The organism is Streptomyces zhihengii, from assembly GCF_016919245.1.
Classification (GTDB): Bacteria; Actinomycetota; Actinomycetes; order Streptomycetales; family Streptomycetaceae; genus Streptomyces; species Streptomyces zhihengii.
On sequence record NZ_JAFEJA010000002.1, the window covers coordinates 1,293,112 to 1,319,895 of the forward strand.

The window sequence follows — 26,784 nt, forward strand, 5'->3', positions numbered from 1 at the left end:
CCGTCCGCCCGGTACGCGACCGGGCGGACGGCGTCGTCGCGGAGTGGATACAGGGCGGGGACATCAAGTCGCCACGTCGAAACTTTTCAGCCATCCTCGGCCACTTCGGCCGGATCCTCGCGCAACCCTCCGTGGTGTCGTTGTGGCTGCTGGTGCGGGACGGTGTCCGGCGCACACGGTCGGGGTCGATCATGGGAGGTCGGGAGAAGTCGACTGGATCTTGCCGTTCGTAAATTCTCCGTCATATTTGCTCCTTATGATGGCCAAGTCTTGCGGTGGGGGCGGCTGTCGTCCCTCCTGGCAGTCGCGATCCGGCGCACCACAGGCGAGCCAGTTACCGCAGGTCACAGGAGTTCCCGCTGCCCGGCAGCGGGACATTCGGTGCGGTGCGCCGAGGACCAGACGGTTGGGGGAGCCGCTGTGGTTCGTACGAATGCGGGTGTTCGGCGCATGCCGTCGGCCGACGGCACACGACGCCTCGCCCCCGCCCGCCGCCCGCTGAGCCCCGAGCCCGGACCGCCCCCGACGCCACACCCTTCCGGTCCGGCCGTACGGCGCTCTCTCGCACGATCCGACCGCCCTCCCCGTCACGACGGCTGAGGCCGGATCCACGCGGACATCCACCGGGCGGGCCCGCACCAGGGCACCCGGGCCGAAACGGAAGAAGGACGGGGGTTCCTCATTTGTTGCACCACAGGGGATCAGCAGGGTCGGACGTCACGCCGCTGATCGACCGGCAGCACCACATCCAGATCCTCGACGACGCCTGCCGCGAGTGCCAGAAGAACAACGGCGGACTGCTCCTCGTCGAAGGACGCTTCGGCACCGGCAAGACCTCGCTGCTGAGAGCCGTCCGCTCGCTGCCGTCCGTCGAGGGGTTCACCGTCCTGCACGCACGGGGCAACGAGACCGAATCCGGCTTCTCCTACGGCCTGGTGCGACAGCTCTTCGAGTACCTGCTCGCCGCCGCGAGCCCCGAGGAACGCCGGGCGCTGCTCGCGGGGCCGGCCGCCATGGCGGCACCCCTCTTCGAGTACACCGACGGCGGCGTCCACGGCGAGGTCGCCCCCGACCGAGAACAGGCGCTGCTGCGCGGCCTGTACTGGATGCTCGTCAACCTGTCGCAGCGCCGCCCCGTGCTGGTGCTCGTCGACGACCTCCACTGGGCCGACGAACCCTCGCTCCGGTTCCTGCAGTACATCGAGTGCCGCCTGGAACAGCACCCCATCCTGTGCGTCGCCGTCACCGCCCCCGTGCACCACGGCAACGACCCCGACGCCGAGCACGTCATCACCCTGCCCAGCATGCCCGCGCTCTGCCTCGACGACCTCAGCCGCGACGGCGTCCGCGACCTCCTGGCCGCCGTGTTCAACCGGGACCCCGACCCCGACGTCGTCCGGATGTGCCACGAGGTCACCGGCGGCAACCCCTTCTTCCTCAACGAACTCCTCATCGAGATCCAGCGCCAGGGCGACGAGGCCCCCGGCGCCGGAGCCGCCGCCCGCACCGCCCCGCGCACCCTGGCCCGCGCGCTGCCCCGCTGGGTCGGACTCGTCCCGCCCAGATACCGCGACAACGCCAACGTCCTGGCGCGCAGCCTCGCCGTGCTCTGCTCCAGCGGCGACTTCGCCCAACTCGCCTCCGCGACCGGCCTCCACCAGGAGGAGGTCACCGACGCGGCCAGCGCGCTGATGGACATCGGACTCCTCGCCCACGGCACCCCGCTGCGCTTCCGCCACCCCATCGTGCGCAACGCCGTCTACGAGCACCTGCCCAGCACCTTCCGCTTCCGGGCGCACTCCAGCGCCGCCAAGGCCCTCGACCGCGACGGCGCCCCCGCCGAACACGTCGCCGAACACCTGCTCCACGCCCCTCCCAGCGAGGACCGGCGCGCCGTCGACATCCTCGTCGCCGCGGGCGAGAAGGCCCTCGCCGGCGGCAACGCGACCGTGGCCGTCTCCGTCCTGCGGCGCGCCATGCAGGAGAAGGTCCCCGACGACATGCTGCCCGACCTCCTCATCCGGCTGGGCGAGGCCGAGCACCGGGCACGCGACCCCCGGGCCGTCGAACACCTCACCCAGGCCATGGAACTCACCCAGGACCCCGTCACCCGCGCCTCCATCGCCTTCAGCCTCAGCGGCGCCCTCAGCATGGCGATGCGCTTCGGCGAGGCACTCGACGTCCTGCGCGGTGTGCACGCCGAGGTCGAACCCCACGACCGCGAACTCGCCGTCCGCCTCCGCTCCGAACTCATCAAGCTCGCGAGTCTCTCGCCCAACACCAAACCGGCGGCCGAACAGGATCTCGCCGCCATCGTCGGCGCCGGCGGCACCGAGGGATCCGCCACCCTCATCCGCGCCCAGCAGGCCCAGGCCGCCCTCCTCAACGGCGAGCCGGCCGACAAGGTCGCCCGCCTGAGCGAGGACTCCGTGCTCCCGGGCACCCTCGTCGCCGAACCGGACGGCGGCGCCCAGGCGTCCTGGATCGCCGCGTTCTGCCTCTTCTGCTGCGGCCGGCTCACCCAGGCCCTCGGCATCCTCGACGAGGCCCTCCAGGAGGCCGAGGCCAAACACCTGCGGCTCGCCGCCGAGGACATCCGCGCCCTGCGCGCCCTGGTGAACATGCGCCGCGGCGCGCTCGGCGAGGCCGAGGTCGACGCGCTCAGCGCCCTCAAGGGCATCAGCGGCGGCGACTCCGTCCCCGCGCTCGGCCGCCCCCTCGCCGTGCTCGCCCTCGTCGGTGTGCTCCTGCGCCGGAACCAGGTCGGCGCCGCCGTCGAGGCGTACGAGCGGTACGGCATCCCCGCCCACATACCCCAGTTCTCCACCTTCCTGCCGTTCATGGTCGCCCGCGGCCAGATCCGCATCGCCCAGGGCGAGGTCGAGGCCGGCATGCGCGACCTGCTCCGCACCCATGAACTGCTGCACGACTGGGGCGCCAAGTGCCCCGCCCTCTCCCCGTCGACGGAGGCCGTGCACGCCCTGTGCGACCTCGGACGCAGGGAGGAGGCCCACGCCCTCGCCGAGGAACAGCTCGACGTCGCCCGTGCCTTCGGCAGCGACCGGGAGATCGCCCTCGTGCTGTGCGCACGGGCCCGGGCGACCCGCGGCGCCATGCCCCTCGAAGACCTCGAACAGGCCGTCGAACTGCTCGGCGGCACCGCGGACGCCGTCGACGAGTGTGCCGCGCTCATCCAGTACGGCACCGCCCTGCGGGTCGCCGGCCAGCCCGCCGAGGCCCGGCGCCGGCTCCGCGCGGCCAGCGACCTCGCCGACGGCATGGGCGCCACCGCCCTGAGCAAGCAGGCCCGCCAGGAACTCGCCGTCATGGGCGTACGGGTCCGCGAGACGGCGCGCACCGGCATCTCCGGACTCACCCCCAGGGAACACCGGGTCTGCCTCCTGGCGGCCGAGGGCAAGCGCAACCAGGAGATCGCCCACATGCTCTTCGTGACCGTCAAGACCGTCGAATGGCATCTCAGCCAGGTCTACCGGAAGCTGGGCGTCGCCTCCCGCATCGAACTCCGGGACGCCCTGACCCAGAACTGACCCCGGGGCCCGCTCCCGCCGCCCCGGACCCCAGGCCCGGGGGCCGATACTGGGGGCTGGCTGGGGGCGAACCCCGACCTGCCGCTCCGACCGGCGCACCAGAATCGCAGCGCGGCCACCGCAGACCGGACGGCGTCGGTGGCCGCGCGAGCGACCGCTCGCGTCACAACGCCGGTATCCGAATGGCATGGAGAAACCCGTGATCGACGAGACCCAGCGCAAGGCCACCGTTCTCGAGTACTTCGAGCGCGTCAACGACAAGGACCTCGACGGTGTCGTGAAGCTCTTCGACACCGCCGCCCTCGTCCTCGACCCGGTCGGCGGCCCGGCCGTCACCGGCGAGGACGCCCTGCGCGCCTACTTCCAGCGGGTCCTGCACGAGTTCGACACCCACGACGTCCCGGGCGTGCCCACCGGCGCCCAGGACGGAGCGAGCGTCGCCGTCCCGCTCAAGGCGACCATCAACAACCCCCAGGACCCCACCGGCGGAAGCCGCCTCGACGTGAACGTCATCTCCGTCTTCACCATCGGGGACTCCGGCCTCATCCGCGAGATGCGCGCCTACTGGGGGATGACCGACATCGCACCCGCCGGCGCCTGACACCGGGACTCCGGCGCCTGACACCGGGATTCCGACGCCTGGACTGTGACACCGGGACCCTGACACCGGAGAACAGGGGCCCCGGCCGCGTCCCCAGGGACGCCCGGGGCTGGACGGAACGATGATGCTGGGGTGGCGGCCGGGGGTGAACCCCGAAGCCAGGGCCGCCACTTCTGGCGCAGAATCGACTCGTCGAACACACCGTGCCGCCACCCGGCGGCCGGGGGACCGGAGAGGTCCCCTCCCGGACGCGGCCGGCCACCGGCCACGGCGCCGGAACCCACGACACCACGCCCGCCAGGGCCACACCGCACCACACCGCTGTCGACGCACCGCACCGGACGGAACAGGCACGAAGCCGCCGCCCACCGCGGACCGGCAGCACGCACCAACCATCGATACGGCACGACTCGGGGGACGTATTCAGTGAGGGATCATCCGGTCCGGCATGCCTGTCCGTCGACGCGATCGGCGTCCGGCGGGAGAACCCGGTCCTAGGCACAGGACCGCCGTCACCGCACGCCGCGCCCCGACGGTCGCGGCCGCATCCCCGACACCGCAGACGCCGTGACGCCTCCGCGCGCCCTGCGCCCGTACCCCCGCGGCATCGCACCACCCTGCCGTCCCGTCTCCCTTCCGCCTGTGGAGTTGTGTTCCATGCCTGCCACCTCGCCCAATGAAGAGAAGCTCCGCGACTACCTCAAGCGGGTCACGGCCGATCTCCGGCAGGCCCGGCAGCGTCTGAACGCGGCCGAGGCCCGCAACCGCGAGCCCATCGCCATCGTGGGCATGGCCTGCCGCTTCCCCGGCGGCGTCGACTCCCCGGAGAGCCTGTGGCGCCTCGTCGCCGACGAGGCGGAAGGCATCTCCGCGCTCCCCACCGACCGCGGCTGGGACCTTGACGCGCTCTTCGACGCCGACCCGCTGCGGGCCGGCACCAGCTACATCCGCGGCGGCGGATTCCTGCACGGGGCGGCCGAGTTCGACGCCGGCTTCTTCGGCATCTCGCCGCGCGAGGCCCTCGCCATGGACCCCCAGCAGCGGCTGCTCCTGGAGACCGCCTGGGAGACCCTGGAACGCTCCGGCATCGTCCCCGCCACCCTGCGCGGCGAGAACGTCGGCGTCTTCGTCGGCGCGGTCCCGCAGGACTACGCGCCCCGCCACGGCGACCCGGCGGCCGAGGACCTGGAGGGCTACCTCGCGGTCGGCAACACCACCAGTGTGATGTCCGGCAGGGTCGCCTACGCCCTCGGCCTGCGCGGCCCCGCCGTGACGGTGGACACCGCGTGCTCGTCGTCGCTGGTGGCGCTGCACCTCGCCGTGCAGGCACTGCGCCAGGGCGAGTGCACCATGGCCCTCGCCGGCGGTGTCACCGTCATGGCGGCACCGAACTGGATCGTCGACCTCAGCCGCCAGCAGGGCCTCGCCGCGGACGGCCGCTGCAAGGCCTTCGCCGAGGGCGCCGACGGCTTCGGCCCCGCCGAAGGCGTCGGCCTCCTCCTCGTCGAACGCCTCTCCGACGCGCTGCGCAACGGCCACCGGGTGCTGGCCGTGGTGCGCGGCTCCGCCGTCAACCAGGACGGCGCCTCCAACGGCCTCACCGCCCCCAACGACGAGGCCCAGGAGGACGTGATCCGACGCGCCCTCGCGAACGCCGGCCTCACCACGGGTGAGGTGGACGCGGTCGAGGCGCACGGCACGGGCACCCGGCTCGGCGACCCGATCGAGGCGCAGGCGCTGCTGGCGACCTACGGGCAGGAGCGCGGGGAGAGCGGTCCGCTGCTGCTGGGGTCGCTGAAGTCGAACATCGGCCACACCCAGGCGGCGGCGGGCGTCGCCGGTGTGATCAAGATGGTGATGGCGATGCGGCACGGGATGCTGCCCCGCACCCTGCACGTCGACGAGCCGTCGACCCACATCGACTGGTCGGCCGGGCAGGTGGCGCTGCTGACGGAGTCGCAGGAATGGCCGGGCACCGGCCGCCCGCGCCGCGCGGGCGTCTCGTCGTTCGGCATCAGCGGCACCAACGCCCACGTCGTCCTCGAACAGGCCCCGTGGCCGGACACCACCTCCGACGAGCAGCCGGAGGAGGAGGCTCGGGCCGGAGCCCTGGCCGACGCTTCGGCGGCAGTGGTGCCGTGGGTGCTCTCCGCGCGCAGCGCCGAGGGCCTGCGCGACCAGGCGGCGCGCCTGCTCGCCCACCTCGACGACGAGAACGCCCGGGACGCCCGGCAGGACGGGGACGACCGGGACGCCCGGCAGGACGGGGACGACCGGGACGCCGTGCGCCCGGCGGACGTGGGCCACTCCCTTCTTGCCACCCGTGCCCTCTGGGACCACCGTGCCGTCGCCGTCGGCACCGACGACACCACCCTCCGCACCGCCCTCGCGGCCGTGGCCGCGGGTGAGCCGGGTGTGGTGTCGGGTGTGGCGGGTGCGGGTTCGCGTCCGGTGTTCGTGTTCCCGGGGCAGGGTGCGCAGTGGTCGCGGATGGGGCTGGAACTGGCGGACGCCTTCCCGGTGTTCGCCGCCTCGCTCGACGCGTGTGCGCAGGCGTTGAGGCCGTTCACGGACTGGGATCTGCGCACCGAACTCGCGGGTGATCTCGCCCGCGTCGATGTGGTGCAGCCGGCGTCGTGGGCGGTGATGGTGTCACTGGCACGGCTGTGGGAGTCCTTCGGTGTGACCCCGGCCGCGGTGGTGGGTCATTCGCAGGGTGAGATCGCCGCCGCGGTGGTGGCGGGTGCGTTGTCGTTGGAGGACGGTGCGCGGATCGTCGCGGAGCGCAGCCGGGTGATCGGTGAGCGGCTGGCGGGGCGGGGTGGGATGGCGTCCGTCGCTCTGCCTGCGGACGCTGTGCGGGAGCGGGTTGAGGGCTACGGTGACCGGCTCGCGGTCGCGGCGGTCAACGGGCCGTCGTCGACGGTGGTTTCGGGTGAGCCGGCGGCCCTGGACGAGCTGCTGGGCGTGCTGGAGTCGGATGGTGTGCGGGTCCGGCGGATCGCGGTGGACTACGCGTCGCATTCGTCGCATGTGGAGTCCATCCGGGACGAGCTGCTGGAGGTGCTGGCTCCGGTCGCGCCGCGCTCGGCCACCGTGCCGTTCTACTCGACGGTGACCGGCGGTCCGATCGACACGGACACGCTGGATGCCGCGTACTGGGTGCGGAATCTGCGCGGGACGGTCGAGTTCGAGGCGACGGTCCGTGCGCTGATCGCCGACGGGCTGACCGCTTTCGTCGAGTGCAGCGCGCACCCGGTGCTCGCCGTGGGTGTGGAGGAGTCGGGTGCGTCGAGCGTCGTCGGTTCGCTGAGGCGCGACGACGGTGGTGCGCAGCGGTTCGTCACCTCGCTGGCGCAGGCGTTCACCACCGGACTCCCCGTCGACCTCGGCGCCCTCGTCGCCGACGGACGTACCGTCGACCTGCCCACCTACGCCTTCCAGGGCACCCACTACTGGATCCGCCCGCGTCTCGGACGCGCCGATGTCACCGCCGTCGGCCTCGGCGCGGCGCACCACCCGCTGCTCGGCGCCGTCGTGCGTCTCGCCGACACCGACGGCGCGCTGCTCACCGGGCGGCTGTCGCTCGCCGACCACCCGTGGCTCACCGACCATGCGGTCGACGGACACGTCATCCTGCCGGGTGCCGCCTACGTCGAACTCGCCGTCCGAGCGGGCGACGAGGTCGGCTGCGGCCGAGTCGCCGACCTCACCCTCCAGGCGCCCCTGGAGCTGGTCGACGGCCGGCCCGTCACCGTCCAGGTCGCCGTCGGCGCCCCAGAGGCGGACGGCAGCAGGCTCCTGACCGTGCACGCCCGCACGGACGACTCCGGGGACGCCGCGTGGACCTGCCACGCCACCGGCACCCTCGCCCCGGCCGGGGCGGCCGACCCAGGTTTCGACCTCACCGCCTGGCCCCCGCCCGGCGCCACCGCCGTTCCCGTCGACGCCTTCTACGACGAGGCCGCGGCCCTCGGCTACCAGTACGGGCCCGCCTTCCAGGGCCTGCGCGCCGCATGGACCGCGGGCGACGACGTCTTCGCCGAGGTCTCGCCGCCCGCGTCCGAGGACGCCGACCGCTTCCTGCTCCACCCGGCCGCCCTCGACGCCGCGCTGCACGCGATCCTCGTCCGCACCGGCGGCACCGGCGGCACCGCCGACACCGGCACGCTCCGCCTGCCGTTCTCGTGGAGCGGTGTCGAGGTCCACGCCACCGGCGCGTCCGATCTGCGCGTCCACCTCACCCGGACCGCCGACGACACGGTGAGCGTGCGTCTCGGCGACACCGACGGGGCACCCGTCGCCGCCGTCGACGCGCTCGTCCTGCGGGCACCCGCCACCGACGCGCTCGGCACCTCCGGCCCCGCGGATCTCCTGCACGTCGTGTGGGAACCGGCCGCCGACATCCCGGCGACCGCGCCCACCGTCGTCTTCCTGGACGCCGCCGACGGGGCCCTCGACACCCTCGACGGCTCCGTACCCGACATCGTCGCCGTGACCCTGCCGGACGACACCGGCATGCGCGGCACCGGCATACGCGACACCGACGTACGCGACACCGACGTACGCGACACCGACGTACGCGGCACCGGCATAGGCGACACCGACATACGCGAAGCCGTCGGCTCGGCACTCGCGCTCGTGCGCGGCTGGCTGGCCGACGACCGCTTCGCGGACGCCCGCCTGGCCTTCGTCACCCACCGCGACAGCCTCGCGCACGCCGCCGTCCGCGGCTTCGTCCGCTCCGCGCAGACCGAGCACCCCGGCCGTTTCCAGCTCCTCGAAATCGCCCCCGGCACCAGCCCGTCGCAAGACGCCACGGCAGCCGCCCTCGCCACCGCCGAGCCTCAGCTCGCCCTGGGCCCGGACGGCGTCGCGACCCCGCGCCTCGCCCCCGTGCCCGCCGCCCCCGACACCACGGCCACCCCCTTCGACGCCGACGGCACCGTCCTCGTCACCGGCGGCACCGGAACCCTCGGGAGCCTCCTCGCACGCCACCTCGTCACCGAGCACGGTGTACGGCACCTGCTGCTCGTCAGCCGCGGCGGTCCCGACGCCCCCGGCGCACCGGAACTCGCCGCCGAGCTCACCGCCCACGGCGCCCGGGTGGGCCTGGCCGCCTGCGACGCCGCCGACCGCGACGCCCTCGCCGCCGTCCTCGCCGGCATCGACCCCGCCCACCCGCTGACCGCCGTCGTCCACACCGCCGGCGCACTCGCCGACACCGTCGTCACCTCCCTCACCGAAGCCCATGTGGACCAGGTGCTGCGCCCCAAGGCCGACGCCGCCCGGCACCTCCACGAGCTCACCGCCGAGCTGGACCTCTCCGCCTTCGTGCTCTTCTCCTCCGCCGCCGGCGTCCTCGGCACCGCGGGCCAGGCCAACTACGCCGCCGCCAACGCCTACCTAGACGCCCTCGCCGCCCGGCGCCACCGGGAGCGCCTGCCCGCCGTGTCCCTGGCCTGGGGCTACTGGGAGCAGGCCAGCGGCCTCACCGGCCACCTGGACCGCGGGGACGTGCTGCGTCTCGCCAGGACCGGCGTCGCCCCCATGACCACCGCCCAGGGCCTCGCCCTCTTCGACGCCGCCCTGCACACCCCGCACCCGGCCGTCGTGCCCCTCGCGCTCGACCGGGCCGCCCTGCGCGAAGCCGCGCACGGCGACACCCTGTCGTCCCTCCTGCGCGCCCACGCCCCCCGCGTGCGGCGGCGCGTCACCACCGCCGGACGTGGGACACCGGCCGCCGTCAGCGACTTCGCCCGGCACGTCCTCGCCCTGGCGCCCGAGCAGCGGGAGCACACCCTCACCGAGCTGGTGCGCGCCCAGGCCGGCGCGGTCCTCGGCCATGAGTCGGCGGCCGCCGTCGACGCAGCCCAGCCGTTCCGCGCCCTCGGCTTCGACTCGCTCGCCGCCGTCGAACTGCGCAACCGCCTCAACACCGCGACCGGTCTCCGCCTGCCGGCCACCGCCGTCTTCGACCACCCGACACCGGCCCGCCTCGCCGCCCACATCGGCACCCTGCTCGACGGCGGCCCCGGGCCGCTGACGACCCCGGGCCCCCGCCGCACCTCCGCCACCGACGAGCCCGTCGCCATCGTCGGCATGGCCTGCCGCCTGCCCGGTGGCGTCGGCTCCCCGGAGGAGCTGTGGCAGCTCGTCGCCGACGGCGTCGACGCCGTCTCGCCGTTCCCGACCGACCGCGGCTGGGACATGGACGCGCTGCTCGGCGCGACCGACGGCAGCGGCGGGACCTCCTACGTCCGCGACGGCGGATTCCTCTACGACGCGGCCGAGTTCGACGCCGGTTTCTTCGGGATCTCGCCGCGCGAGGCGCTGGCGACGGACCCGCAGCAGCGGCTGCTCCTGGAGACCTCCTGGGAGGCCCTGGAGCGTGCCGGGATCGACCCCACGTCGCTCAAGGGCAGCCGGACCGGTGTGTTCACCGGCGTGATGTACCACGACTACGCCAGCCGCCTCGACCGTCTGCCCGAGGGCGTCGAGGGCTACCTGGCCACCGGCACCTCCGGCAGCGTCGCCTCCGGCCGTGTCGCCTACACCCTCGGCCTCGAAGGACCGGCGGTCACCGTCGACACCGCGTGCTCCTCGTCGCTGGTCGCCCTGCACCTCGCGGCACAGGCACTGCGCCAGGGCGAATGCACGATGGCCCTCGCCGGCGGTGTCACCGTCCTGTCCAGCCCCAGTGTCTTCTCCGAGTTCAGCCGCCAGCAGGGCCTCGCCACCGACGGCCGCTGCAAGTCCTTCGCCGACGCCGCCGACGGCACCGGCTGGGCCGAGGGCGTCGGTGTGCTCCTCGTGGAACGCCTGTCGGACGCGCGGCGCAACGGCCACCGGGTGCTGGCGGTGGTGCGCGGTTCGGCCGTCAACCAGGACGGCGCCTCCAATGGGCTCACCGCCCCCAACGGGCCCGCGCAGCAGCGCGTCATCCGCCAGGCACTGGAGAGCGCGCGCCTGACCACCGGTGAGGTGGACGCGGTCGAGGCGCACGGCACGGGCACCCGGCTGGGCGACCCGATCGAGGCGCAGGCGCTGCTGGCGACCTACGGGCAGGAGCGCGGGGAGAGCGGTCCGCTGCTGCTGGGGTCGCTGAAGTCGAACATCGGCCACGCGCAGGCGGCGGCGGGTGTGGCCGGTGTGATCAAGATGGTGATGGCGATGCGGCACGGTGTGCTGCCCCGCACCCTGCACGTCGACGCCCCCTCGTCGCACATCGACTGGTCGGCGGGGGAGGTGTCGCTGCTGACGGAGGCCCGGGAGTGGCCGGGCACGGGCCGTCCGCGCCGTGCGGGCGTCTCGTCGTTCGGCGTCAGCGGCACCAACGCCCATGTGATCCTGGAATCCGCCGAACCGGTCGACGCGCCCGCCCCGTCCCTCCCCACCGCCGGCGGGGGAGTCACCCCGTGGGTGCTCTCGGCCGCCTCCGACGACGCCCTGCGCGCCACCGCCGACAGGCTGCGCGCCCACCTCCTCGCCGCGCCCGACGCCGACCGCGATCCGCTGTCCGTCGCCGGTGCGCTGGTGCGGTCGCGGGCGCGGCTGGAGCGGCGCGCGGTGGTGGTGGGACGCGACCGCGAGGAACTGCTGGCCGGACTGCGCGCGGTGGCCGCGGGTGAGCCGGGTGTGGTGTCGGGTGCGGCGGGTGCGGGTTCGCGTCCGGTGTTCGTGTTCCCGGGGCAGGGGGCGCAGTGGTCGCGGATGGGGCTGGAACTGGCGGACGTCTTCCCGGTGTTCGCCGCGTCGCTCGATGCGTGTGGGGAGGCGTTGGGGCCGTTCACGGACTGGGATCTGCGCACGGAACTCGCGGGTGATCTCGCCCGCGTCGATGTGGTGCAGCCGGCGTCGTGGGCGGTGATGGTGTCGCTGGCGCGGTTGTGGGAGTCGTTCGGTGTGACTCCAGCCGCGGTGGTGGGTCACTCGCAGGGCGAGATCGCCGCCGCCGTGATCGCGGGTGCGTTGTCGTTGGAGGACGGTGCGCGGATCGTCGCGGAGCGCAGCCGGGTGATCGGTGAACGGCTTGCGGGGCGGGGTGGGATGGCGTCCGTCGCTCTGCCTGCGGACGCTGTGCGGGAGCGGGTCGAGGGCTACGGGGACCGGCTCGCGGTCGCGGCGGTCAACGGGCCGTCGTCGACGGTGGTTTCGGGTGAGCCGGCCGCGCTCGACGAGCTGCTGGGCGTGCTGGAGTCGGAGGGTGTGCGGGTCCGGCGGATCGCGGTGGACTACGCGTCCCACTCCTCGCACGTGGAGTCCATCCGCGACGAGCTGCTGGAGGTGCTGGCCCCGGTCGCGCCCCGTACCGCCACCGTGCCGTTCTACTCGACGGTGACCGGCGGTCCGATCGACACGGACACGCTGGATGCCGCGTACTGGGTGCGGAATCTGCGCGGGACGGTCGAGTTCGAGGCCACGGTCCGTGCGCTGATCGGCGACGGGCTGACCGCTTTCATCGAGTGCAGCGCGCACCCGGTGCTCGCCGTGGGTGTGGAGGAGTCGGGCGCGTCGACCGTCGTCGGTTCGCTGCGGCGCGACGACGGCGACGCGCAGCGGTTCGTCACCTCCCTCGCGCAGGCTTTCGTCACGGGGCTCCCCGTCGACTTCACCCCGTTGACGGGTGACGGCGGAAGGGTGGACCTGCCCACGTACCCGTTCCAGCGCAGCCGGTTCTGGCTGGAAGAGGGCGAGCTTCCCGCCACCGCTGTGCCGCGGGACGAGGTGGAGGAGCGGTTCTGGGAGGCCGTCGAGCGCGAGGACCTGGAGTCGCTGGCGCGCTCGCTCGATCTGGACGGCGAGAACCTGCGTCCTCTGCTGCCGGCGCTGGCGTCGTGGCGGCGGGCGAGCCGCCAGGAGTCCGTGATCGACTCCTGGCGCTACAAGACCGCCTGGCGGCCCGTCCCCGGCACCTCCGTCCCCGTCCTGTCCGGCACCTGGCTCGTCGTGGTCCCCGCGGCGATCGCCGAGGACGACACGACCACCTCCCTCGTCCGTGCGCTGACCGGCCGCGGTGCCGACGTCGTGACCCTGGCCGTCACGGCGGACGACGCCGACCGGACCGCGCTCGCCGCCCGCGTCCAGGAGGCGCTGGCCGGGCGCCCGAAGGCGGGCGGTGTGCTGTCGCTGTGGGCGCTCGACGAGACGCCGACGGACGCCCAGCCGCTGGTGTCGGCCGGGCTCGCGGGCACCGTCGCCCTGGTGCAGGCGCTGCGCGACCTCGACGCGCCCGCGCCGCTCTGGTGCCTCACCGGCGGCGCCGTCGCCACCGGACCCTCGGATGCGACGATGACGATCAGCGCCGTGCAGGCGCAGGTGTGGGGCGTCGGCAGGGTGGCGGCGCTGGAGCAGGCCGGTGTCTGGGGCGGTCTGGTCGACCTCCCCGCCGACGCCGACGAGCGCGCGCTGCGCAGGCTCTGCGGCATCCTCGCCGAGCCCGGCGGCGAGGACCAGCTCGCCGTCCGCGCCGCCGGTGTCCTCGCCCGGCGCATGGTGCGCGCGCCGCTCGGCAGCGCTGCCGCGCCCCGCCGCTGGCAGCCCGACGGCACCGTCCTCATCACGGGCGGACTCGGCGCCCTCGGCGCACATGTGGCCCGCTGGCTTGCCCGCGAGGGTGCCGAGCACCTCGTCCTCACCAGCCGGCGCGGCGGCGACGCCCCCGGCGCCGAGGACCTGGCGCGGGAACTGACCGCGCTCGGCGCCCGGGTCACCGTCGCCGCCTGCGACATCGCCGACCGCGCCGCCGTCGAGGCCCTCGTCACCGGGCTCGCGGAGCAGGGCGATCCCGTCCGTGCCGTGATGCACGCCGCCGTCCAGGCGGAACTCGCCCCGCTCACCGACGCCTCCCCCGGCCACTTCGCCGCACTCCTGGGCGCCAAGGTCGCCGGTGCCGAGCACCTGGACGCCCTGCTGGGCGCGGACGTGGACGCCTTCGTGCTCTTCTCGTCGATCGCCGGCTTCTGGGGCAGCGGCGATCACGCCGCCTACGCAGCGGCCAACGCCCACCTGGACGCGCTCGCGGAACGCCGCCGCGCACGCGGCCTCGCCGCCACCTCGATCGCCTGGGGCATCTGGGACGCGTACAACGACTGGGACTCCATGAGCGCGGCCGAGCGCCGCACGATCACCGACCGCGCCGTGCAGCAGGGCCTTCCGCTGCTCGACCCGGAGGCGGCGTGCGCCGGCCTTCGGCAGACGCTCGACCACGACGAGACGTTCGTCGCGATAGCCGACATCGCCTGGGGGCCCTTCGCCACCCTGTTCACCTCGGCCCGGCCCAGCGCCCTGATCCGGGAGATCCCGGAGGCGGCCGCGGCCGCCGACGCCGCCGCACCGGGCGACGCCGCCGGGCACGACGCGGCCGCCCTGCTCCGCAGGCTCGGAGCGCTGCCCCGCGAGGACCGGGAACGCGAACTGGCCGACCTGGTGCGTGCGCAGGCCGCCGCCGTCCTCGGGCACGCCACGGCGGACCAGGTGGGTCTGGACCGTGCCTTCCGTGAGCTGGGGTTCGACTCCCTGACCGCCGTCGACCTCCGCAACCGGCTGAACGCCGCCACCGGCGAGCGGCTGCCCGCGACCGTGGTCTTCGACCATCCGACCCCCGCCGAGCTGGCGGCCCACCTCCACGACAGGTGCTTCCCGGACGCGGCCGACCGGCCCGCGGCGGCCGCCCCCGTCGTCACCGCGACCACGGCGCTGCACGACGAGCCCGTCGCCATCGTCGGCATGGCGTGCCGGCTGCCCGGCGGCGTCGCCTCGCCCGACGAGCTGTGGCGGCTCGTCCGCGACGGCGGCGACGCGATCACCGGCTTCCCGGAGAACCGCGGCTGGGACCTGGACGGCCTCTACGACCCCGACCCCGCCACCCCCGGGAAGACCTACGCCCGCCACGGCGGCTTCCTGCACGACGCGGCCGAGTTCGACGCCGGCTTCTTCGGCATCGCCCCCCGTGAGGCGCTGGCGATGGACCCGCAGCAGCGCCTGCTGCTGGAGACGTCCTGGGAGGCGATCGAGCGGGCCGGCATCGACCCGGCCACCCTCAAGGGCAGCCGCACCGGCACCTTCATCGGCGCCAACCCGTCGGACTACCGGGCGGCCATGGGCCAGGCGCCCGAGGGTTACGAGGGCCACCTCGTCACCGGTGGGCACAACAGTGTCGTGTCCGGCCGGATCGCCTACACCTTCGGTCTCGAAGGGCCGGCCGTCACCGTCGACACCGCCTGCTCGTCGTCGCTGACCGCGCTGCACCTCGCCGCGCAGGCGGTGAAGCAGGGCGAGTGCGAGATGGCGCTCGCCGGAGGTGTGGCCATCATGTCCACGCCCGAGGGCTTCATCGGCTTCAGCCGTCAGCGAGGTCTGTCCCACGACGGCCGCTGCCGCACCTTCTCCAGCGACGCCGAGGGCATCGGTCTCTCCGAGGGCGTCGGTGTGATCCTCCTGGAACGCCTGTCGGAAGCCCGGCGCCACGGCCACCCGGTGCTCGCCGTCATCCGCGGCTCCGCCACCAACCAGGACGGTGCCAGCAACGGACTGAGCGCACCGAACGGCCCCTCGCAGCAGCGCGTCATCCGCCAGGCCCTCGCCAACGCCGGGCTGACGACCGGGGAGGTCGACGCCGTCGAGGCGCACGGCACCGGCACCACGCTGGGCGACCCGATCGAGGCGCAGGCGCTGCTGGCCACCTACGGCCAGGACCGCGACGGCGGACACCCGCTCTACCTCGGCTCGCTGAAGTCCAACATCGGGCACCCGCAGGCCGCGGCCGGTATCGCCGGTGTCGTCAAGACCGTGCTGGCGCTCCAGCACGGTGTCCTGCCGCGGACGTTGCATGTGGAGGAGCCGTCGCCGGAGGTGGACTGGGCGTCGGGTGCGGTGGAGCTGCTGACCGAGGAGCGCGTTTGGCCGCAGACCGGCCGGGCGCGCCGGGCGGCGGTGTCGGGGTTCGGCATCAGCGGCACCAACGCGCATGTGGTGCTGGAGCAGGCCCCGCAGGAGGAGCCCGCGGCCGAGGCACTGCCCGAGCCGGAGGTTCAGGAGCCGGGCGCGGTCGTGCCGTGGGTGCTCTCGGCCGCTTCCGAGGCCGCGTTGACGGAACAGGTCGAGCGGTTGGCCGCGTATGTGGAGGCTCGTCCGGAGCTGGGCGCGGTGGATGTGGCCGTGTCGTTGCTGGGGCGTGCGCGTCTGGGTCATCGTGCGGTGTTCGCGGGTCGTGATCGGGGTGCGCTGTTGGGTGCTCTGTCCGTGGCTGTGGACGCGGACGCGGGTGCGGGTGCGGGTGTGGGTGTGCGGGACGGCCGGGTGGGTTTCCTGTTCGCCGGTCAGGGTTCGCAGCGTGCCGGTATGGGTGGTGAGTTGGCGGCTGCTTTCCCGGTGTTCGGTGCGGTGTGGGACGAGGTGTGGGCGGCGGTCGGTCTGTCGCCTGATGAGGGGGATGTGTCGCGGACGGGGTGGGCGCAGCCTGCGTTGTTCGCGTTCGAGGTGGCGTTGTTCCGGTTGGTGGAGTCGTGGGGTGTGCGGCCGGATGTGGTGGTCGGGCATTCGGTGGGTGAGATTGCGGCTGCGCATGTGTCGGGGGTGTTGTCGCTGGCTGATGCGGTGCGTCTGGTGGTGGCGCGTGGCCGGTTGATGCAGGAGTTGCCTGTGGGTGGGGCGATGGTGGCGGTCGCGGTGGCGGAGTCGGAGGTGTTGGAGGTACTGGCCGGCCGCCGGGATGTGTCGGTGGCGGCGGTGAACGGTCCGTCGTCGGTGGTGATCTCCGGTGCCGAAGGCGTTGTCGAGGAGGTTGCGGCGTTGTTCGTGGAGCGGGGTGTGCGGACCCGGCGTCTTCGGGTGTCGCATGCGTTCCACTCGCCGTTGATGGAGCCGATGCTGGACGAGTTCCGGCAGGTGCTGGACTCGCTCACGTTCCGTGCGCCGTCGGTCGAGTGGGTGTCGACCGTTGCGGGTGGCGGTGATGTGGCGAGTGCCGAGTACTGGGTGCGTCATGCCCGGGTGGAGGTGCGGTTCGCGGATGCGGTGGCGGATCTGGAAGGGCGTGGGCTGACGGCGTTGGTGGAGATCGGTCCGGACGCGACGCTGACGGGTATGGCGGGTCAGGCGCTGGCTGATCCGGAGGCGCTGGCGTTGGTGGCGTTGTGCCGTAAGGACCGGGACGAGGCCGTGTCGGTGGTCGAGGGCCTCGGCCGCGCCTGGACGTCCGGCGTGCCGGTCGACTGGGCGCCGTTGTGCTCCGGTGGCCGGCGGGTCGACCTGCCGACGTATGCGTTCCAGCGCACCCACTACTGGCTGCCCAAGTCCACCGCCTCGGGTGACGCGGAAGGTCTCGGTCTCTCCGGCACCGGTCACCCCCTCCTCGGCGCTGCGGTGTCGTTGGCCGAGGGCGGGAGCGTGGTGCTGACGGGTCGGGTCGCACGGGGCGCTCAGCCGTGGGTGACGGACCACCAGGTCGCCGGTGCCGTTCTGCTGCCCGGGACGGCGTTCGTGGAACTGGCGGTGCGGGCGGGGGACGAGGTCGGCTGCGGACGGGTCGACGAGCTGACCCTCCAGGCGCCGCTGATCCTGCCCGAGCGCGGTGGGGTGCGGCTCCAGGTCGTGGTCGAGGCTCCGGACGCCATGGGCGGCCGGCCCGTCGCCGTGCACTCGCGGCCCGACGCGGGCGACACCTGGACCCTGCACGCCACCGGACGGCTCACCGCCGCCGCTGGCGATGCCCCGGACCAGGACCTCGCGGCCTGGCCGCCCGCCGACGCCGAACCCGTCGACCTCACCGACTTCTACGAGGACCTGGCCGAACGCGGCTACCACTACGGACATGCCTTCCGCGGGCTCGCCTCGGCATGGCGCCACGGCACGGACCTCCTCGCCGAGGTCGCCCTGCCCGAGGACGGCGACGCCGCCTCCTACGGCATCCACCCCGCACTCCTCGACGCCGCGCTGCACCCGGTGCTCCTCGACGCGGGGGCTCCCGGGGAGGAGAACGTCCGGCTGCCCTTCTCCTTCGACGGGGTCGAGCTGCACGCCTCCGGTGCCGCCGCGGCGCGGGTGCGCATCGCCAGGACCGGGACCGACTCCGTCGCGCTCACCCTGCTCGACGCGTCGGGACACACCGTGGCCCGTGTGGACGGCCTCGTCTCCCGGCTCGTGAAGGGCGGCGCGCTCGGTGCGGCGGCGGGCGGCGAGTCGCTGTTCCACCTGGACTGGAAGCCGGCCTCCGAGATCACTTCGGCCGCCCCGGCACGGGGCGACGGCCGGTGGGCCGTGCTCCAGAGCACCGGCGCGGACGTACTGCCGGCGCTCAAGAGCGGTGCCGCGACCGTCGAGGCGTACCCGGACCTCGATGCCCTGATCGCGGGCGTGGACGCCGGCGCCCCTGTGCCCGACACCGTGGTGCTGGCGACGCCGGCCACGGCCGGCGCCGTCGGTGACGACCTCGCCGGCACCGTGCACCGCCGCACCGCGGACGCGCTCGCCACGGCACAGCGGTGGCTCGCCGACGAGCGCTTCGCCAGGGCCCGGCTGGTCTGCGTCACCCGCGGCGCCGTGCCGCTCGCGGGCGATGCCGCCACCGGTCTCCCCGGCGCCGCCCTCTGGGGGCTGATGCGCTCCGCGCAGGCCGAGCACCCCGGCAGGTTCGCCGTCGTCGACGTCGACGACTCGGCCGCCTCCTGGGACGCCCTCGCCGGAGCCGTCGCCTCGGGACACGAACAACTCGCCGTCCGCGCGGGCACATCGCTGGCACCGGCGCTCGCCCCGGCCGGAGCCGCTCCCGAGACCACCCCGGATGTGCGCCTGGACACCGGCACCGTCCTCGTCACCGGAGGCACCGGCACCCTCGGCGGACTCGTCGCCCGCCACCTGGTCACCCGGCACGGTGTACGCCGTCTGCTGCTGACCAGCCGCCGCGGCCAGCACGCGGAGGGCGCGGCGGACCTCGTCGCCGACCTCACGGCCGCCGGGGCGAGTGAGGTCACCGTCGCCGCCTGCGACGCCGCCGACCCGTCCGCACTCGCCGGACTGCTCGCCGGATTCGGCGACGACAACCCGCTCAGCGGCGTGGTGCACGCCGCGGGCGTCACGGACGACGGCATCGTCGGCACCCTCACCGCCGAACAGCTCGAAAGGGTCCTGCGGCCCAAGGTCGACGCCGCCGTCCACCTCCACCGTCTGACCCAGCACATGGAGCTGTCGGCCTTCGTCCTGTTCTCCTCGTTCAGCGGTGTGCTGGGCAGCGCCGGACAGGCCAACTACGCCGCCGCCAACGCGTTCCTCGACGCTCTCGCCCAGCACCGCAGGGCCCTCGGTCTCCCCGGCGTGTCGCTTGCCTGGGGATTGTGGGAGCAGGCCAGCGGTATCACCGGACGACTGGACCGCGGCGACCTGGCACGCGGCACCCGGGCGGGCGTCCGCGCCCTCACCACCGGGCAGGCGCTCGCCCTGTTCGACCGCGCACTCACCGCGGACCGGGCGCTGCTCGTCCCGGTCGCACTCGACCAGCGGGCGCTCACCGCCCGCGCCGCCACCGAACCCGTGCCGCCGCTCTTCCGCGACCTGGTGCGGGTGCCCGTCCGGCGCGCCGCGGCGGTCGGCGGCCCTGCGGCGGGCGACGGCCCCACGCTCGCCCGGCGCCTCGCCGCCGTCCCGGCCGAGAAGCGGGAGGCGCTGCTGCTCGACACCGTCCGCGGCCACGCCGCGACGGTGCTCGGACACGGCAGCCCCGGCACCGTCGGTGCGGAGACCGGCTTCCTCGACCAGGGCTTCGACTCCCTCATGGCCGTCGAACTGCGCAACCGGCTCGCCCTCGAATCCGGGATCCGGCTGCCCGCGACCGTCATCTTCGACTGCCCGACACCGACCGCGCTCGCCCGCTACCTCGGCGAGGAACTCGCCGTCGCCGACGGCACGGACACCCGCGCGGCCGAGGAGGAGCGCGTCCGCCGGGCCTTCTCCGCCATCCCGCTCAACCGGCTCCGGGAGGCCGGCGTCCTCGACACACTGGTCCGCCTCGCCGGACTGGACACCGCGGACGCCCTCACCGGGGCTCCCTCGCCCGACGGTGACCCCGACGGCACGACGGACGACGACGCGAGCGCCGGCATCGACGGCATGGACCTCGACGACCTCCTCCGCCTCGCCGGAGACGACCAGTGACCCCCGACCGCGCCGAAGCCAAGGAACGAGCCATGACTCCATCCCAGGACAACGCCGGAGACCGGCCGACCCAGGACAAGGTGGTCGGCGCCCTCCGGAACGCGCTGAAGGAGACCGAGCGGCTGCGCCGGCAGAACGACCGGCTGACGGCCGCCGCCACCGAACCCGTCGCGATCGTCGGCATGGCCTGCCGCTTCCCCGGCGGCGTCGGGTCCCCGGAGGACCTGTGGGACCTGGTCGACGAGGGCCGCGACGCCGTGTCCGGCTTCCCCGCCGACCGGGGCTGGGACCTCGACACGCTCTACGACCCGGACCCGGACGCACCCGGGAAGTCGTACGTCCGCGAGGGCGGATTCCTGTACGACGCGGCCGAGTTCGACGCAGGCTTCTTCGGGATCTCGCCGCGTGAGGCGCTGGCGATGGACCCGCAGCAGCGGCTGCTGCTGGAGACTTCCTGGGAGGCGATGGAGCGCGCGGGCATCGACCCCGCCGCGTTGCGCGGCAGCCGCACCGGCGTCTACGCCGGGATCATGTACCACGACTACGGCGCCCCGATGGACCAGGTGCCGCAGGACGTCGAGGCGTTCATCGGCACCGGCAACGCGGGGAGCGTCCTCTCCGGCCGGATCGCCTACACCTTCGGCCTCGAAGGACCGGCCGTCACCCTCGACACGGCCTGCTCGTCGTCGCTGACCGCGCTGCACCTCGCTGTGACCGCCCTCCGGCAGGGCGAATGCACCATGGCCCTCGCCGCCGGTGTGACCGTCCTCGCCACACCCGACGTCTTCATCGGCTTCAGCCGACAGCGCGGCCTGTCGCCGGACGGGCGGTGCAAGGCGTTCGCCGCCTCGGCCGACGGCACCGGCTGGGCCGAGGGCGCGGGCGTCCTGCTCGTCGAACGACTCTCGGACGCCCGCCGCAACGGCCACCCGGTCCTGGCCGTCGTCCGCGGCACCGCCGTCAACCAGGACGGCGCGAGCAGCGGCCTCACAGCTCCCAACGGCCCCGCCCAGCAGCGCGTCATCCGCCAGGCACTGGCCGCCGCCCGGCTCTCCGCCTCCGAGGTCGACGCCGTCGAGGCGCACGGCACCGGCACCACACTCGGCGACCCGATCGAGGCGCAGGCGCTGCTGGCCACCTACGGCCAGGACCGCGACGGCGGACACCCGCTCTACCTCGGCTCGCTGAAGTCCAATATCGGCCACTCCCAGGCCGCCGCCGGCATGGGCGGCGTGATGAAGATGGTCATGGCGATGCGCCACGGCGTACTGCCCCGCACCCTCCACCTGGACGAGCCCACGCCCCAGGTCGGCTGGGACAGCGGCGAGATCGCCCTGCTCACCGAGCGCCGAGCCTGGCCGGAGACCGGCCGTCCGCGCCGCGCCGCCGTGTCCTCCTTCGGAGCCAGTGGCACCAACACCCATGTGGTGCTGGAGCAGGCGCCGACGCCTGCCGACGCCGCAGCGGACGCCACCCAGGACGGGGCCGAGACACCGGCCCCGGCCGGTGTGGTGCCGTGGGTGCTGTCGGCGGGCTCGGAGGCGGCGCTCGCGGCGCAGATCGAGCGGTTGGCCGCGTATGTGGAGGCTCGTCCGGAGCTGGGCGCGGTGGATGTGGCGGTGTCGTTGCTGGGGCGTGCGCGTCTGGATCATCGTGCGGTGTTCGCGGGTCGTGATCGGGGTGCGCTGTTGGGTGCTCTGTCCGCGGCTGTGAATGCGGGTGCGGACGCGGGTGCGGACGCGGGTGTGGGTGTGCGGGGTGGGGTCGGTGTGCGGGACGGCCGGGTGGGTTTCCTGTTCGCCGGTCAGGGTTCGCAGCGTGCCGGTATGGGTGGTGAGTTGGCGGCTGCGTTCCCGGTGTTCGGTGCGGTGTGGGACGAGGTGTGGGCGGCGGTCGGTCTGTCGCCGGGTGAGGGGGATGTGTCGCGGACGGGGTGGGCGCAGCCTGCGTTGTTCGCGTTCGAGGTGGCGTTGTTCCGGTTGGTGGAGTCGTGGGGTGTGCGGCCGGATGTGGTGGTCGGGCATTCGGTGGGTGAGATTGCGGCTGCGCATGTGTCGGGGGTGTTGTCGCTGGCTGATGCGGTGCGTCTGGTGGTGGCGCGTGGCCGGTTGATGCAGGAGTTGCCTGTGGGTGGGGCGATGGTGGCGGTCGCGGTGGCGGAGTCGGAGGTGTTGGAGGCACTGGCCGACCGTGGTGATGCGGTGTCGGTGGCGGCGGTGAACGGTCCGTCGTCGGTGGTGATCTCCGGTGCCGAAGGCGTTGTCGAGGAGGTTGCGGCGTTGTTCGTGGAGCGGGGTGTGCGGACCCGGCGTCTTCGGGTGTCGCATGCGTTCCACTCGCCGTTGATGGAGCCGATGCTGGACGAGTTCAGGCAGGTGCTGGACTCGCTCACGTTCCGTGCGCCGTCGGTCGAGTGGGTGTCGACCGTTGCGGGTGGCGGTGATGTGGCGACTGTGGAGTACTGGGTGCGTCATGCCCGGGTGGAGGTGCGGTTCGCGGATGCGGTGGCGGATCTGGAAGGGCGTGGGCTGACGGCGTTGGTGGAGATCGGTCCGGACGCGACGCTGACGGGTATGGCGGGTCAGGCGCTGGCCGATCCGGAGGCGCTGGCGTTGGTGGCGTTGTGCCGCAAGGACCGGGACGAGGCCGTGTCGGTGGTCGAGGGACTCGGCCGCGCCTGGACGTCCGGCGTTCCGGTCGACTGGACGCCGTTGTGCTCCGGCGGCCGGCGGATCGACCTGCCCACCTACGCGTTCCAGCGCACCCACTACTGGCTGCCCAAGTCCACCGCCTCGGGTGACGCGGAAGGTCTCGGTCTCTCCGGCACCGGTCACCCCCTCCTCGGCGCTGCCCTGCCGATGGCCGACGGACGGGGGCTCGTCCTCACCGGCCTCCTCTCGCGTTCCGCCACCCCATGGGTCACCGACCACCAGGTGGGCGGCGTCGTTCTCCTGCCCGGGACGGCGTTCGTGGAACTCGCGGTGCGGGCCGGGGACGAGGTCGGCTGCGGACGGGTCGACGAACTCACCCTCCAGGCACCGCTCGTCCTCCCGGAGGACGGTCCCGTGCGCATCCAGGTCGTCGTCGGGGACGCCGACGAGGACGGTGGCCGCCCGGTCTCGGTTTTCTCCCTGACGGAGGACGCCGACGACGGCGCCTGGACCCTGCACGCCACCGGCCGGCTCACCGCCGCCGGCGCCGCACCGGACCAGGACCTCGCGGCCTGGCCGCCCGCCGACGCCGAACCCGTCGACCTCACCGACTTCTACGCCGCGCTGGCCCAGCAAGGGCTCGCCTACGGCCCGGTCTTCCGGGGCCTGCGGGCCGCCTGGCGCGGCGCCGGCGCGGTCTTCGCCGAGGTCGCCCTCCCGGCCGGTGCCGAGGCCGACGGCTTCGGTGTGCACCCGGCCCTGCTGGACGCCGCCCTGCACCCGATCGGCCTCGGCGGACTCGTCGACACCCCGGGCGGGGCGATGCTGCCCTTCTCGTTCGACGGTGCGGAACTCCACGCCACCGGCGCGACCCTGCTGCGGGTGCGGCTCTCCGCCGCCGGCGGGAACTCCGTGTCGCTGCTGATGGCCGACGCCACCGGCCGGCCGGTCGCGTCCGTCGACGCCCTCGCCCTGCGGCCCGTCTCGGCGGACGCGCTGCGGGCCGCGTCCGTGGGCCAGGACTCGCTGTACCGCGTCGACTGGGTGCCCGCACCGCGCACCGACGGGGCGGCGGGCCGGCCGGTGACCGTCGCCGAAATCGGCCCGGACGCCGCCGCGACGCCACTTCCGGACGGGCAGGCGCCGGAACTGCTGCTCACCCGGGTGCCCCGGGGACTCGGCGTCCGCGAGGCCGTCGACCGGGTGCTGGCCCTCGCCCGCCTCCGGCTCCACGAGGAGTCCCCGGCCGCCGGGACGCCGCTGCTCGTCGTGACCCACGGCGAGGACCCGGCCCACGCCGCCGTACGCGGTCTCGTCAGGAGCGCGCAGGCCGAACACCCGGGACACTTCCTGCTGCTCGACACGGACGACGACACCCTCCCGGCGCCCGCCCTCGCCGGCACCGTCGTCCCCGGCGAGGACCATGTCCGGCTGCGCGGCGGAGAGGTACGGGTGCCGCGACTGGCGCGTGCCGGGGGACCCGACACCCTGCTTCCCCCGGCCGAGGGGCCGTGGCGCCTGGAGACCGCGAAGGCCGGCTCCCTCGACGCGCTGCGTCTCGCGCCCGCCCCGGAGGCCGACGCGCCGCTGGAGCCCGGACAGGTGCGGATCGCCGTCCGCGCCTCCGGTGTCAACTTCCGGGACGTGCTGATCGCCCTCGGCATGTACCCCGGGGAGTCGGCCCCCTGGCTCGGCGACGAGGCCGCGGGCGTCGTCCTGGAGACCGGGGCGGCCGTCACCCACCTGGCGCCGGGCGACCGCGTCCTCGGCATCGTGCCGCGCGCCTTCGCCACCCGGACCGTCGCCGACGCACGCATGGTCGTCCGGGTGCCCGAGGACTGGTCGCACGAGACCGCGGCCTCCGTGCCCATCGTCTTCCTGACGGCGTGGATGGGGCTGGCCGAACTGGCCGGTGTGCGCGCCGGTGAGGCCGTGCTGGTGCACGCGGGCGCCGGCGGTGTGGGCATGGCCGCCGTGCAGGTGGCGCGTCACCTCGGCGCGGAGGTGTTCGCGACGGCCAGCCCGGCGAAATGGGGCGCGCTGCGCGAACTGGGCCTGGACGACGCGCACATCGCGTCCTCGCGGTCGCTGGAGTTCCGCGAGCGGTTCCTCCACGTGACCGGCGGGCGCGGTGTCGACGTCGTCCTCAACGCACTGTCCGGCGAGTTCGTGGACGCCTCGCTCGACCTGCTCCCGCGCGGCGGCCGGTTCGTCGAGATGGGCCGCACCGACATCCGCGAACCGGAGACCGTCGCCGCCGAGCACGACGGAGTCACCTACCGGGCGTTCGATCTGATCGAGGCGGGTCCGGAGCGGATCGGCGGCTGGCTCACCGAGGTGGTGGGCCTGCTGGAGCAGGGCACGCTGAAGCCGTTGCCGGTCGCGTCGTGGGACGTGCGCCGGGCGCGGGAGGCGTTCCGGTTCATCAGCCAGGCCCGGCATGTGGGCAAGGTCGTGCTGACGGTGCCGCGGGCGCTGGATCCGCACGGCACGGTGCTGGTGACGGGTGGTACGGGCACGCTCGGGGCGCTGGTGGCGCGGCATCTGGTGGCCGCGCACGGTGTGCGGCACCTGGTGCTGGCGTCGCGGCGCGGTGCCGCGGCCGAGGGTGTGGCCGAGCTGGTGGTGGAGCTGGAGAAGGACGGGGCCACGGTCACCGTCGCCGCGTGCGACGCCGCCGACCGTGAGGCGCTGGCCGCCACCCTGGCCGCCGTCCCCGCCGAACACCCCCTGACCGCCGTGATCCACGTCGCCGGTGTGTCCGACGACGCGGCGCTCGACACCCTCACGCCCGAGCAGGTCGAACGCGTGCTGCGGCCGAAGGCCGACGCCGCCGTCAACCTCGACGACCTCACCGCGGACGCGGACCTCGCGGCCTTCGTCCTGTACTCGTCCGCGTCCGGCGTCGTCGGAACACCCGGCCAGGGCAACTACGCCGCCGCCAACGCCTTCCTCGACGCGCTCGCCGAACGCCGCCGCGCACGCGGCCTGCCCGCACAGTCCCTCGCCTGGGGACTCTGGCAGGAGGAGAGCGCCCTCACCGCGCACCTCGGCGACAGCGACCGCGCCCGCATGGAGCGCACCGGCGTCCGCGCGCTCAGCTCGCAGGAGGGCCTCGCCCTCTTCGACGCCGCGCTCGCCACCGACGAAGCCCTCCTCGTGCCCCTGCACCTCGATCTCGGCGTCCTGCGGACCCGCGCCGCGTCCGACGGCGAACTGCCGTCCCTCTTCCGCGGACTGGTGCGCGCCGGCGGCCGGCGCACGGCGGCCACGGACACCGGCACCTCCGCCGCCGAGGCCCTGCGCCGCCGCCTCGACGCCGCGTCCGCGCCCGAGCGCCGACGCCTGCTCGTGGACGTCGTCCGGCAGCAGGCCGCGGCCGTGCTCGCCCTGCCGGACGCGAGCCTCGTCGAGGTCGAACGCCCCTTCCGGGAGGCCGGCTTCGACTCGCTCACCGGCGTCGAACTGCGCAACAAGCTCGGTGCGGCGACCGGGGTGCGGCTGTCGCCCACCGCCGTCTTCGACCACCCCACCCCGGCGGCGCTCACCGAACACCTGCTGGAGCACCTCGCCTCCGACGGCGGCACGCAGGCCGTGCCCCGGCTCCTCACGGAGCTGAGCAGGCTCGAAAGCACCCTCACATCCCTCGACGTGGACGCCGCCGTCCACACCGAGGTCACCCTGCGGCTGCGCACGCTGCTCTCCCGCTGGGACGCCAAGGCCGACCCGACCGACGGCGACCCTGCCGAGGATCTGGGCTCGGCCACCGACGAGGAGCTGTTCGGCCTCCTCGACGACGAACTCGAAACCCCGTGACGCGGCCCAGGACAGGTGA

Annotated in this window: 4 protein-coding genes; all 4 read left to right on the forward strand. The window is 74.1% G+C overall.

What is annotated here, in order from left to right; translation table 11 throughout:
- Nucleotides 1-683: 683 nt before the first annotated feature.
- The 4 genes from JE024_RS33405 to JE024_RS33420 all read left to right on the forward strand — a co-directional run bounded on the left by JE024_RS33405 (nt 684) and on the right by JE024_RS33420 (nt 26,765).
- Nucleotides 684-3,548 carry a helix-turn-helix transcriptional regulator gene (locus tag JE024_RS33405; RefSeq protein ID WP_205377622.1) on the forward strand — a complete coding sequence of 955 codons (2,865 nt, stop codon included), beginning with the start codon at nt 684-686 and terminating at the stop codon, nt 3,546-3,548.
- 187 nt (nt 3,549-3,735) lie between these two features.
- On the forward strand, nt 3,736-4,149 hold the full coding sequence (locus JE024_RS33410; protein WP_244883337.1) for a nuclear transport factor 2 family protein: 414 nt from the start codon (nt 3,736-3,738) through the stop codon (nt 4,147-4,149).
- Between the two features lie 657 nt (nt 4,150-4,806).
- Entirely contained in the window at nt 4,807-20,298 is a 15,492-nt protein-coding gene (locus JE024_RS33415) for a type I polyketide synthase (protein ID WP_205377623.1), read from the forward strand.
- On the forward strand, nt 20,295-26,765 hold the full coding sequence (locus JE024_RS33420; protein WP_443742872.1) for an SDR family NAD(P)-dependent oxidoreductase: 6,471 nt from the start codon (nt 20,295-20,297) through the stop codon (nt 26,763-26,765). The genes JE024_RS33415 and JE024_RS33420 overlap by 4 nt, the downstream gene beginning before the upstream one ends.
- Nucleotides 26,766-26,784 lie beyond the last annotated feature (19 nt).

What these genes read in the sequence shown, in the direction of transcription:
- JE024_RS33410 (WP_244883337.1), top strand. Translation starts at nt 3,736, where the DNA reads ATGGAGAAACCCGTGATCGACGAGACCCAGCGCAAGGCCACCGTTCTC.
- JE024_RS33415 (WP_205377623.1), top strand. Translation starts at nt 4,807, where the DNA reads ATGCCTGCCACCTCGCCCAATGAAGAGAAGCTCCGCGACTACCTCAAG.